Below are 13213 nucleotides of genomic sequence, written 5' to 3'. Positions count from 1 at the left end.
CCCGAAACGCCTTTTCTTTAGGTCTGTGAATTCAGATGCCTGTGCAATTCCAGTGTCCATGCGGTGCCCGACTCCAAGCCAACGCCACGATATCCGGTAAAAAGGTGGCTTGCCCTAAATGCGGCAAGGCCTTGTTGATCAAGGTCCCAGAATCGGAACCGTTGAAAGAGTCGAATCCTTGGGATGCGATGCCCACCTTTCCCGACAACCCACCTTACAAGGGTGTAGCGAGTACCCATGCTCGCCTTGCGCCTTATGGAAATCCGGTGAAAAAGCCCTTTCCAACAACGCTTGTTCTTTTAATAGGGCTCGTCGTCGGTGGGTTTGTGTTTCTCGGTAGCGCGGCGGGGCTCGTTTATTACTTGTTCCGAGATCCCTCTCTCGCAGGCTCTTTTCTTCCGGTTGAAATCAACTCAGACGTAACAAGTGCAGAGTCAGTCGTCGTAGCACCAACTCCAAACTCAACTCGCAGCACGACTTCCACGGCCGAATCCGAAGAAACCATCGACGCTTCGGGCAAGGAGACTACTCCCACTCTGATATTCCGGGGGAATCGGGTGCATGATGGTGCGTATACTCTCGCAAAATCCGATGGTGGCGAAATGGGTATGCCCAAGCTTCCATTTAGTTGGGGACTTTCCGCTTCCGCTGAAACCTACACGCTTATTCCAACAGTCGGTTTGACTTCGCTAGAGATCGCGGAGAAGTTTGCAAACTATGCCAAACAAGGGTGGTCGAATGCGGCGATTCGCATGATGTCGGAACGACGCTTTGACAAGCGTCAACTAGAGGGCCCTACTCCTTCCTACGAGGCCATCATGCAACATGTTCCGGGAGGAAAAGCCCTCGTTCACTTTTCGACCAAATTATTCGAGAGCACACCTTACGACGATCGGTTTCGACATTGGCGCGTGCTTGGCGAGTCAAAGTTCATGGGGCAGCCTGCCGTCCTGCTTCGGTACTACGCCGATCCCGATTCCCCCCTAAAGCGATTCATCTCGTACGATAAGCTAGAAAAGGATATCAAGGTCATCACCTTGGAGGAATTGCAGCAGGCTGCACCGGAGCTGAAGTTCCCCGTTCAGGGCCGCAAGCAAGGGAGAGACTCCCAATTTCCCGATACTTTCACTTTTTTGCCACCTCGTTTCGGATACATGCTGCTCGTACTGGAGCCAGAGGAGGATGGACTTCATCTAGTCGATCTAGTCAATGTGATGGGGCAAGTTCCTTTAAGTCAAGTTTGTGCATCGATCTTTCTCCAGGACTGGAGGGTCACGTTAAACGGCCCCTCGGGGAGACCAAACAATGCAGAGCTCCTAAAGCGGGCAGAAAAAGAGGGCAAGATGGAGCGATCGATCTATGGAAGCTCCCCAAGACAGGAACATCGGAGCATAACGCACGAATGGATTCCCACTCCTCGACTTTGGTACCTCCCTCCAGCCCCTGAGGATGCCTTAGAGCTCGACGAGAGCGAACAATGGCTGAAAGATTGGATTGCCGAACGCCCGGAATCGCGAACGGTTCATTTGGTAAAAATCCCTCACGCCCTGGAACGTGATTCCGCGGAGGCCGCCCATCTCATCGCTGAATTCCAACGCCATCATCCGGGAGATCCTGGAGCAGACCTGGCGGTGATGACGTTTGTCATGACCCCGCTCCAACCGCGACTTCCTGAATCCTTGCTACCCGTGATCGACCAATCTGCCACGAGGTTATATGAAACCTACAGGGATCCGATGATGCTTTATGTTCGCGCGTTAGTTCATGAAGCCAAAGGGGATTGGCCTGCGTCGGAACGCTTCCTGAAACAAGCTTCGGCGGAGGGATTTCTCGCTACCAGGACCGTCATGGCACCTTATGAAAAGGCGATCGACCGCGGGGACAAGGAAACCGCGTTGGCAGCGTTGCGCGAGATCTCAGCCTATTGGGCGACAGCGGCGCTGAATCGGACATCCGAAATGACGGATCAAATCAGCAATGCTTGGGCACGCGCGCAAAATCTTGCCGATAGATCAGGCGGTGGCGATTCGGCGTCCAACTCCTCCGAGGCTGCAAAAGACACACCGGAAGGTTGGAAGCAAACTCGTGAGCGAGTGAAAGCCCGTCGCAATAGGGATAACTCCCCTCCACAAACCAGACCCGATTACATCGATCCCCAAATGTCAGCGGGATTCGGCGACGAAAGCACACGGAAGCTTGGTGCGGGATCACCTCAATCTTCGGTTCCCGCCGGTGGTGCGGGTAAGGTTCTCTTTATTATTCAATCCAAATCTCGTTTTGATCCAAACTCGCTGGTGCAAAAGTTAACGACTCGGCTCGGAACGAAGAATCATCAAATGTCCGGTTCGGGCAATGCGGCCAGGATCACGGTCGGCTTTAGTGGCTCCCTAGATGAAGCCGCCGCAGCGGTCGACTTTGGGAAAGTCATCGCGAAAGACATTCCGTCGAGAACGATCACGGTGGAACTACCGTAAAGATCGACGCTGCATCGTATTCATTGGGGTGCTACAATGAAGGCGATGTAGCGCGAGGCTACTTTCTTTTCTCCCATGCTAGACAGGTTGCTTTACCATGACTCGGCCACGTTTGCTCCAGTCACGGTCCGATGGACGATTCTTTCGCTCGCAATTGCGGGCCTTGCGAGGGTTGAGAAAACGCGTTGATTTGCTTCAGCGGTCTTGGTCGAGCGATACCGAGATATTGGATCAAAAGCGGCGGCAGTTGATCGAGCGATACTCCGAGCAGGAGCAAGCCGTGCGCCGTCGGCAAGCGGAGCAATCCCATCACTCCATCGAGACATGGGATCTGGAGCTTGATCGCGCATTGGAAGGGGCCGAGCGCGAATTCCTCACTTCTGTTGAGAGTGAAAAGAGAACGATTGAGAAGCTCAAAGAGGCGTTTGTTGCGGACAAGCAATCGTTGAAAAAGCAACGCGAGGACGATACCGTTCAAGCCCACAGGTCGTTGGAGAGCGCGAAGACCGCAGCGTTTCAATTGCGAGAGAGCATTCGGGCCAAATTGGAGAACGAGCGTCGCTACTGGTCCAGTTCCTTCGCGGAGCTCAACGAATGGATGCTGCTCAAGACCGGGAAGACGATGGGGCCAGTGCAGGGCCCAGTGCAGGGGGCAGTCCCCTTGAACACCCAAGAAGAAATCCTGCAAACTCGGGATTTGCAACGGCTGGCGAAGACCGTCGAGGAACGCAAACGCAACTTGGGGGATAGCATCGGCCGGGTCAAGCAGTTCGCCAAGTCGAAGGGAGCGGTCTATCTCGCCTTTCAAGCCCTTGGTCCGATCCTTGGTTTAGGTACCGCGGCGATTTGTTGGTGGGTTGGGGTTCCGATTCTATTTGTCATCCTGATCGCCACGATTGGTTCGCTGGTGTTGACCGCGATCCTTCACTACATGGTCAGGCCGCTTTTGGGGCGTTCATTGCAAAGATTTGCACCCGAGTTGCACGCTCTCCACGCCGAAGTTTTGGAATGGCTCTCGCAAGGTGCGAAGTTGGCCGATCAGAATTATCAAAGGGACCTTGAGAAGGCTTCACAAGATCACGCGTCGGCGCTCGAGCGTGTCGAGACAAGATATCGAGCAGGTCGTGAAGCGTTGCAAAAGAAGCTTGAGACGGACACCGAGATGACCCGTGCTCGTCAACAGCAGCGCCGATGGGAGTTGGTGAACCATCGTCGCGAGCAATTCGAATCGACGCACCGCGAGTGGGAGCCGAAGGTCGCGTCGATGCACGAGCGTTTTCAGCAGGAGAACGCGGGGCTGGTGGCGGAGCGCGAAGGAGAAGTGCAGAACTTGCAGAATCAGTTCCTTCGAGCGCAGCTCCGATACGCCGATCGTTGGCGACTGGGAGCCGAGAAGGTATCCAGTTGGATGGCCCGCATCAACGATTTCTTTCGAGAGTCGCAGCCCGATTGGAGTTCGGACAGTTTCGAGCAAGGAACTTGGCCTCGCGACCCGCAGAATCTGATTTGGAAGATCGGTTCGAGTCCGTTGCAGTTCGAATTGTCGGAGGCTGCGGCACAGTGCAGTTTGAAGCTTCGCGCGGAGGGAGAGGAGTGGCCGGTTGCGTTCGATTTGCTCTCGCATGGCGCGCTGGTGCTTCATGGGTCTCCAGAAACCGAGAGTGCGACAGACAGGGTAATAACCAATCTATTGCTGCGATCGATTACATCGTTGCCCGCGGGATCGATGCGCATGACCGTTATCGATCCACAGGGGCTTGGTAAAAAAGTCTCCTGGTTGATGTCCCTCGCGGATATCGATCCAAGTTTGGTCGGGGACCGTGTCTGGACGCAGCCACTTCATATCGCCGATCGATTGGCAAACATCGCGAGGTCATGCGAAGACATCATTCAGCAGAGTCTTCGCGATAAGCACGCCAATCTATATGAATACAATCTCACGGCGGGCCCGATGGCGATCCCGTATCGATTGATTGTTTGGGATCAGTTCCCTTTCGGGCTGGATGACAGTTCGTGGCAGTCCCTGTGTTCGATCTTGGCTGCCGGAGGAAGGTGTGGGGTAGGAGTGGTATTGCGTTTATCCAGCAATCACGTTTGGCCATCGTTCGCGGATCCCAGGAAGCTGGAAGAGTTTGGTTTGCATCTCGCATTCGAACCCAATGATGGAGGGGTGCTTGGCAGGTGGCGGCACGAGGATCTTCAGCAGGCTCCGATCCATCTCGATGCACCGCCGAACGCGGAACAAATCAAAGAGATCATGGCTCACCAATTGGATGATGTCTCTGAGATTGGTCGCATCGTTGTACCATTCGATTCCATCGCGTTGCACAAGGACGAGCGGCATGAAAGCTCGTCTGCCGATTCCCTGGCGATTCCGCTTGGGATTTCCGCTTCTGGTCGGACGCAGCACATGAAGCTTGGGTTTGGTACCGCGCAGCATGTCTTGATCGCTGGGAAGACCGGGTCTGGGAAATCGTCGTTGCTTCACACCATGATCACCAGCGCTGCGTTGAAGTACTCACCGGACGCGTTGCGATTGGTGTTGCTTGATTTCAAGAAAGGGGTCGAGTTTCAAGTCTACTCGGAGGCGTCGGTACCGCATGCCGACATTATCGGTATTGAAAGCAAACGAGAGTTTGGGGTCAGCACGCTCGAGTATATCGATCGGATCATGCATGCGCGCGGCGAGGCGTTTCGAGGGTGGGGCGTCCAGGATTTACCCAGCTTGGAAAAGAAGCGACCGGAAGTTCGCATGCCGCGCATTCTCATCGTGATCGATGAGTTTCAAGAGCTTTTTGTCGAGGACGACAAGATCTCTCAGCAGGCTTCGATGCTCATGGACCGGATCGTTAGGCAGGGGCGATCGTTTGGCATCCATCTCGTCCTAGCATCGCAAACCTTAGGGGGGGCCTATTCACTCCCACGGACGACCTTAGCGCAGATGGCGGTTCGAATTGCGTTGCAATGCGACAGTTCGGACGCGATGCTCATTCTGGGAGAAGACAACACGGCGGCGGAGAGGCTTCGGTTTTCCGGCCAAGCGATCTACAACGAATCGGGCGGACGCATCGAAAGCAATCAGGGATTCCAGGTTGCCTACATCGACAAAGAGACACAACTCCGCTACTTGCACGAAATCCCGTCTGCTCCGATCCCGCATGATGCGACGATCAATCCGATGGGCCGTTGCGTCGTCTTTGAGGGGCATCGACCTGCGGTTTGGGATGCTCCGAGCGTGGAGCGGCTCCTAGGCGATGCGACAAAGTCAAACGACGGAGCCTTTCCGATGATCATGGGAGATAGCGTTTCCATCGATCCACCTGTTGTCCATTGGATCCAACGCAACGCGGGTAGGAACATCGCGGTGGTTGGACCGGACGAACGGGTCGCGGCGAGCATCTTGGCAGGAACCATTCAAGGGGTTCAATCCCTACGGCTACCAGCTCACCCAGATTCCCTCGGAGCGGGAGCCAAGGTATTCCTATTGAATGGAGCGAGGACGGAAGACGCGTCCCTTCAGGGTGTTCTCCAGCGGTCCGCGAGCTTGGAGGGCTGCCAACTCGTCTCCACGAGGGAATTGGAATCGTTTTTTCAGGAGTGCAAGGCGGAATTGGAGCGTCGATTGCAGAACTCCGAAGAGCGGTATCCGCTTCAGTTGCTGTGCATTGCCAATCTGTCCCGATTTCGAGAGTTGCGAAAGGGAGACGAGTTCGCATTTGGCGATGGAGGTTCGTCTCCAATGCCCGATGCCATCTTGTCCGATTTGTTGAAGGATGGGCCGACGGTAGGGATGCACGTTTGGTTATGGGCAGACTCGGCCGGTACGCTGGCGCGTTGGCTTTCCCGACAATCCATGCGCGATCTGGAGCTGAGGGTACTCATGCAGATGAGCTCGAACGATTCCAATCAATTGATCGACTCGAACGCTGCGAACAAACTTGAGCCGCACGTTGCTTTGATTCAAGACGAAATGGATGGCAAACCCATCAAATTCCGGCCGTTCGCTTGGGAGACATTGCCAGCTTTTAGAAACGAAAAAGCCCCACCCAACTGAGATCGGTCACGCCCGAAATCCGATCTTTCGCTGAGTGGGGCAATTCTTGTTTTAAGCTGGTTCGGCTGGCATCTGGGACACCATTTCGAATTCATCGCTACGACATGTTGTCGGATCGCGATATGTATAAGCATTACCTGATTTACGAATTTGGCAAGAAGTCAGCGGGAGAATTTCGTGAAATCTTTCCGCATCCTTTGTTCGGTTTCGTATGGGTCGGTTTGGGAAAGATTTAGGGGGGTTGCAAGACTCCATTGGCTGGGGATGATAGACCGATCCCGGGAGTTGAACCTTTCGTTCCCGGCATTCCCGGCGTACTGGTTCGTCGATCCTTTTCGATGAGAGATAGGAGCGGATCGGCGATGGCTCTCTGCAAGGCGGCTTGTTCGGAGAGTTGGAACCGTTTTGACTCAACGTTTCGGTTCGCCGTTCCTTTTTGGACTTATCGACGTGGACATCCCAGAAGAAGACAGTTCGCAATCGACTGTTCCCCTTGAACCTTCCGCTTCTTCGACATCTTCTGCTCCACATGCCACGGCATCGTCGACGCATTCAGCCCCTGGGCATTCCTCTTCCTTGCGTACCAAGATTCGCGAAGCGGCCGGTACGGTCTATGGCGACATTGGTACGAGCGTTCTTTACTGCGTGATGGAGTTGACGCGCGAGACGATCAAGCTCAAGAACCATCATCTCCCGAGCGAGGAGGTCGCCGTCATGATCGCCTCGGGAGGGACGGGTTTGATCACTCCTGGCGAAGCGTTAGGGAGTTTGAGTCTTGTCTTCTGGGCGTTGATCTTTCTCACCGTCAAATACGATTTGCTCATCATGCGAGCCGACAATCGAGGCGAAGGTGGTGACTTCGCGTTGTGGGGACTGTTAAAAGGGTATACCGGCAGAATCTTTGGTCTGGGTGCGATTGGGTTTCTCGTCGTGACGGCGGCGGGAATGCTCGCCGCGGACGGAGTGATCACTCCCGCCATCAGTTTGCTTGGAGCGTACGAGCCCCTAGGTGAGCAGTGGGCGGTCGTAGCGACCCTCATCAGCTTGTTCATCCTTTTCAAACCGCAGTGGCGAGGCACGAGCAAAGTAGGGGGATTCTTCGGTTGGTTCATGCTCTGCGTTTGGTTTCCGTGGATTGCACTCAAGGGACTACCGTGGATTTTTCGCAATCCCGAGGTGTTTCAAGCGGTCAATCCGATGTACGCGTTCGACTTTGTAACGAGCTTCCCTACTCTCGGTATGTTTGCCATTTTCGGCGTCGTCGTCTTGGCGATCACGGGTGGGGAGGCGAAGTATGCGGACATCGGTCACTTCATGCGAAAGACCGATCAAGTGTGTTGTGAAGGGATGAGCGTTGCTCCTGAGAATTCAGGGCGGCGTCCTGTGATGCTCGCGTGGTATTCGATCGTGCTCCCTTGTTTGTTGGTGAATTATGCTGGTCAAGTCGGATATTTGCTGGAGCAAGGTGTGCCATCTCGTTGCAATACCTACTTCGCCCTCACCCCTCGTTTTGCGGGGATGGAGGGAACAAACCAGTTCTTCATCCTCTTCGACTTGGTTGTCGCTGCGTGTGCTGCATTCATCGCTTCGCAGGCGCTTATCACAGGCATGTTTTCCATCGTGAAACAAGCCATTGCACTGGGGTTTGCACCTCGCCAATTGGTCCGTTATACGAGCCATGAAGCGGAGGGGCAGGTTTACATACCATCCGTCAATTGGGCTTTGTTCACCGGCTGCGTGATCGCGACGTTGATGTTTCGCACGGCGGGCAACTTAGCATCCGCCTATGGGATCGCCGTGACAGCGACGATGGGAATCACGACGGTCACCTTTGGTTACGTTGCTTATTACCGATGGAATTGGAAGCTGTGGTTGGTTTACTTGGTATGCGGTCCGATTCTCGCGATCGATCTTTTGTTCTTCTGTAGCAATTTGACGAAGATTGCGAGCGGCGGATACTTCCCGATCACCATCGCGGCCGTCCTCGTTGTCATCATGTTGACTTGGCAGTGGGGACGCAAGCAGATGGCTCGGGCCTTCTATGATTTCGGTTTTCGCGAAGGGAAGAAGATCGATTGGTTGGTGATGCTTCGCGAAAAAGTGGACGAAATCCAAATCGCCATCAACGAGAATCTACCCCTTGCTCGGATGCTCATTCAAGGCCGGCGACGGTTGGTCGAGAGCGATCGCGCCGTCGTGTTCCTGTGTTCGCAACCGATTCGAACGCTGGACGATTACACACCGGTCACCTTGCGAGTCTTCTTGAAGAAGTTTGGGGTCTTGCCCTCCAACGTCACCTTGTTCCATATCCATCAAATCTCCACCGCGACGTACGATGATGCCCGGCGCTATGAAGTCATCAAGCTTGGAAACGACATCTATGCCGTAAACGTCACTTACGGTTACATGGAGCAAACCGATATCCGTGGTGCACTGCAGGATCTCCGTCGGCGCGGGCTGATCGATATCTCAGCAGAGCGGTGGATTATCGAGGTCGGAGAAGAGGAGATCATCAGTCAACCCGATTTGCCTTGGCTGCAAGCGTTGCGGGTTCATATGCTCCGGCTCGTTCTTCGGCTTTCTGCCCCTGCGCACAAGTATTACGGGCTCACGTACGACGCAGGGATTTCCAAAGAACTCATTCCCATCGTTTTCGAAAAAGGCGGGGTACGAATCCGATTGCCCGAATTGGAAGTAAGCGAAGAGGCCCAGGCTACTTGCTCGTCGAAATAGCTGCAGTCACAATACATCCATCCATCCGGATGTCATTCGAATTGCAGTAGGGGTCCTCCCTATTACCCACCCTGCTTGTTACCCACCCTGCTTTGCCCGAGCAGAACTCCAGATTGCTCACGAGGTTTTCCATGTTCGGTTATCGGCGAATGTTTGTGTGGACGTTGTTGGCCAACTGCGTTGTGGCGTTGCTACCTGCGTTGTCGATGGCGGAGAAACCGAATATTCTCTTCATCTTCTCCGATGATCATGCGAGGGCGGCCATCAGTGCGTATGGCTCGAAAGTCAACCAAACGCCCCACTTGGATCAATTGGCGACCAAGGGAGCCAAATTCCTACAGTCGTTTGTGACCAATTCGATTTGCACCCCCAGCCGCGCGACCCTCCTCACGGGTCAGTATTCGCACCTCAATGGGGTACCCGTCTTCAATCGATTCGACGGTTCTCGCGATCACGTTGCCAAGCATCTCCAAAAGAACGGCTACCACACCGGGATGATCGGCAAATGGCATTTGGGATCCGACCCAACAGGATTCGACCGATGGATCGTGTTGCCTGGGCAGGGATCGTATGTGGATCCCGCCTTTGTCACGCCGCAAGGTCGCGTAACGATTGCAGGTCACTGCACCGAAGTCACGACGAAGCTCGGCATGGAGTTTTTGGAGAATCGTCCCAAGGACAAGCCCTTCTTTTTGATGCTTCATCACAAAGCGCCCCACCGAGCTTGGGATCCCGATGAGAAGAACAAGGCTTTGTTTGCTGGCAAGGAGTTCGTCGAACCGAATACTCTTTTTGATGATTACAAAACACGACCTGCAGCGTTACCGGAAAACGAGCAAACGGTTGCAAAAGATCTGACCCGCCGGGACTTGAAACTCACCCCGCCTGAAGGGTTGACTCCGCAGCAGCGCAATGCATGGCTGAATGAAAAGCCGATGCGTTTGGAGGTGAATGGTCAGATGCTGGAGGGGGCGGATTTGGTTCGATGGAAGTACCAGCGATACATGCAGGATTACCTGGCATGCGTGCAGGGGGTAGACGACTCGATTGGCCAAGTCATGGAGTACTTGAAGAAGAACGATTTGGAGAAGAACACCATTGTCATCTATACATCGGACAATGGTTGGTATTTGGGCGAGCTCGGGATGTATGACAAACGTTTCATGTATGAACCAGGTCTTCGTACACCTTTGCTAGCTGCAGGTCCAGGTATTCGGTCTGGGATCGAGCCAACGGCTATGGTCGCGAATATCGACATCGCACCGACCTTGCTTGATCTAGCTGGTTGCGAGATTCCTGAGTTCATGCAAGGCGTTTCATTCAAACCCCTGCTGCAGGGGGATACGCCTGCCAATTGGCGAAAGACGGTCTACTATCGATACTACCACTCCCCAGGGCACCACAACACGCAAGCGCATTACGGGGTGAGAACCGAAACGCACAAACTGATCTACTACTGGAATAAAAAACTCTACGAAATGTTTGATTTGCGGGTCGATGCCGAGGAGCAGAACAATTTGATGTTCGAAGGGGAAGAAAAGCTCTCGCCTGAGAACAAGAAAGTCTTCGCAGCGTTGCAGACAGAGATTCAGCGTCTCCAAACGGAGTATCGAGACGAAGGTCAGTATGCCAACCAAGCGGATTGGCCTAAGGGGGGCGTCGACGGGCCGTTTGATGGGGTCAAGCCGTTGGGACGCAAGACCGTGGAGGAAGCCTTTTCCCTTACGATGTCTGCTGCCCTGACCAAATAACCTTCGCCGACCAAGCAATTTGTGTCGAAGGTATCATCCGCATCGAATATCCCATCCCGTCATTCTTGGGATGGGATTTGACAGTATGCAGCGCCTCGAACAGAATCTTCGAAGCTTAACGCCCCCTTTCCCTCCACTAAGCCTAGAGTAACGCAATGGAAGACAGCTCCGCCGGGCAAATCGATAATGTCATGCACGAAACACGTGTGTTTCCACCAAGCGCGGAGTTTGCGAGGAAAGCTCACATCGGCTCCATGGAAGAGTACAAGAAGCTGTACGAGGAATCGGTAGCCGATATCGAGGGTTTCTGGGGAAAGCAAGCCGTTGAGCATCTGCATTGGTTCCAACCGTTCAACCAAGTTCTCGATTGGCAGTCTCCCCACGCGAAATGGTTTGTCGGCGGGCAAACCAACGTCTCTGCAAATTGCTTGGATGTCCATTTGGACGCGGGGCTAGGAGATCGGGTTGCATTCCATTGGGAGGGAGAGCCGGGTGAGAAGCGAACGCTCACCTATCGGGATGTGCATCGCGAAGTCTGCCGATTCGCAAACGGACTGAAGAAGCTTGGGATCCAAAAAGGGGACCGGGTCAGCATTTACATGCCCATGGTCCCAGAGTTACCGATCGCCATGCTCGCATGCGCTCGCATCGGGGCGATTCACTCCGTTATTTTCGGTGGCTTCAGTGCCGAGGCGATTGCCGATCGGAACAACGACGCCCAGGTCAAGCTTCTCATCACGTCCGATGGCGGATACCGTCGCGGAAAAGTGCTCAATTTGAAAGAGACCGCCGATGCGGCGCTGGCCAAGAGTCCTTCGGTGCAGCATTGCGTTGTACTGCAGCGAACAGGGCATGGGGCGTCGATGCAACCTGGCCGCGACGTTTGGTGGAACGATTTGATCGCAGATGTATCCACCGATTCACCCGCCGAGCCAATGGAAAGTGAGGATCCACTCTTCATCCTCTACACCAGCGGATCGACAGGAAAGCCAAAGGGAATTCTCCATTCCACCGCAGGTTACAATCTTTACGCGAAGCGAACCTTTCAATGGGTGTTTGATCACAAGCCAGAAGATATCTACTGGTGCACGGCCGATTGCGGTTGGATAACGGGGCACTCCTACATCGTTTACGGGCCGATGGCGGCGGGGGCAACACAGGTTTTGTACGAGGGTGCACCGAATTGGCCTGAAGAAGATCGATTCTGGGACATTATCGAACGGTATAAAGTGACCATCCTTTACACCGCCCCCACTGCGATTCGCGCTTTCATCAAATGGGGGGATCATCATGTCGAGAAGCATGATCTTTCCTCGCTTCGATTGTTGGGCAGCGTCGGCGAAGGGATCAACCCGGAAGCTTGGATGTGGTACTACAACAAGATCGGGGGTGGCCGTTGCCCCATCGTTGATACTTGGTGGCAAACCGAGACGGGTGGAATCATGATGTCCCCGCTCCCGGGCGCGATTCCTTGCAAACCGGGTTCGTGCACGCTCCCTTTGCCTGGGATCGTTCCCGCTACATTGAGCGATTCCTTGCAACCGGTTGATGTGCACCATGGAGGCATGCTCTGTATCGCTAAGCCTTGGCCTGGCATGCTGCGAGGGATTTGGGGTGACGACCAGCGCTTTGTCGAGCAGTACTGGACCCGAGTCCCCCATCACTACTTGACCGGTGACAACGCGCGGCACGATGAGGATGGCTACTATTGGATCATGGGCCGCATCGATGACGTGATCAACGTGTCAGGGCATCGATTGAGTACGATCGAGGTGGAGAGCGCCTTGGTGAGCCACCCCGCTGTTGCAGAAGCGGCGGCGGTCGGTCGACCGGACGAGATCAAAGGGCAAGCCATCGCGGTCTTCGTCAGTTTGAAAGATGGAGTCGTCAGCGATTCGCTCCGAGAAGAATTGAAGAAACACGTTCGCAAAGAGATCGGGGCCTTGGCCGTTCCCGATGACGTCCGCTTCACCTCCACGCTTCCCAAAACGCGAAGCGGCAAAATTATGCGGCGATTGCTAAGAGACATCGCTTCCGGAAAGGAAGGGACTGGAGATACATCCACGTTGGAAGACTTTAGCGTGCTCGCGAAATTGCGTGGCAACGAGGAATCGTAATACCAGACCTGCACCACTCCTTGGACGAGATGGCTTATACTGACGGCATCCTACCCGTCAGCTTCCTTCCAAGGCGTGATAAGC

5 protein-coding genes are annotated in these 13213 nt (G+C 54.4%); all 5 read left to right on the top strand.

Features of this window, described 5'->3' with window-relative positions:
• Window positions 1–35 precede the first annotated feature (35 nt).
• Entirely contained in the window at window positions 36–2474 is a 2439-nt protein-coding gene (locus SH467x_RS20585; RefSeq protein WP_482368969.1) for a TFIIB-type zinc ribbon-containing protein, read from the top strand.
• 97 nt (window positions 2475–2571) lie between these two features.
• A complete protein-coding gene (locus SH467x_RS20580; protein WP_482368968.1) occupies window positions 2572–6528 on the top strand; it encodes an FtsK/SpoIIIE domain-containing protein in 3957 nt (1318 codons plus the stop codon).
• A 405-nt stretch (window positions 6529–6933) separates the two neighbouring features.
• Entirely contained in the window at window positions 6934–9261 is a 2328-nt protein-coding gene (locus tag SH467x_RS20575; protein WP_482368967.1) for a KUP/HAK/KT family potassium transporter, read from the top strand.
• A 131-nt stretch (window positions 9262–9392) separates the two neighbouring features.
• Complete coding sequence (locus SH467x_RS20570) at window positions 9393–11012, top strand: sulfatase family protein (RefSeq protein ID WP_482368966.1); 1620 nt, start codon at window positions 9393–9395, stop codon at window positions 11010–11012.
• 155 nt (window positions 11013–11167) lie between these two features.
• A complete protein-coding gene (gene acs, locus SH467x_RS20565; protein WP_482368965.1) occupies window positions 11168–13129 on the top strand; it encodes an acetate--CoA ligase in 1962 nt (653 codons plus the stop codon).
• Window positions 13130–13213: the final 84 nt, after the last annotated feature.

Source organism: Brakhagea slesvicensis (assembly GCF_052161625.1).
Lineage (GTDB): Bacteria > Planctomycetota > Planctomycetia > Pirellulales > Pirellulaceae > JBKCUI01.
Note: the sequence above shows the minus strand (reverse complement) of the source record. Positions and strands in the feature narration are given on the sequence as shown.

Excerpts from the sequence above, each read along its gene's own strand:
- SH467x_RS20580 (WP_482368968.1), top strand. The coding sequence starts at position 2,572 with ATGACTCGGCCACGTTTGCTCCAGTCACGGTCCGATGGACGATTCTTT.
- acs (WP_482368965.1), top strand. The coding sequence starts at position 11,168 with ATGGAAGACAGCTCCGCCGGGCAAATCGATAATGTCATGCACGAAACA.
- SH467x_RS20585 (WP_482368969.1), top strand. The coding sequence starts at position 36 with ATGCCTGTGCAATTCCAGTGTCCATGCGGTGCCCGACTCCAAGCCAAC.
- SH467x_RS20570 (WP_482368966.1), top strand. The coding sequence starts at position 9,393 with ATGTTCGGTTATCGGCGAATGTTTGTGTGGACGTTGTTGGCCAACTGC.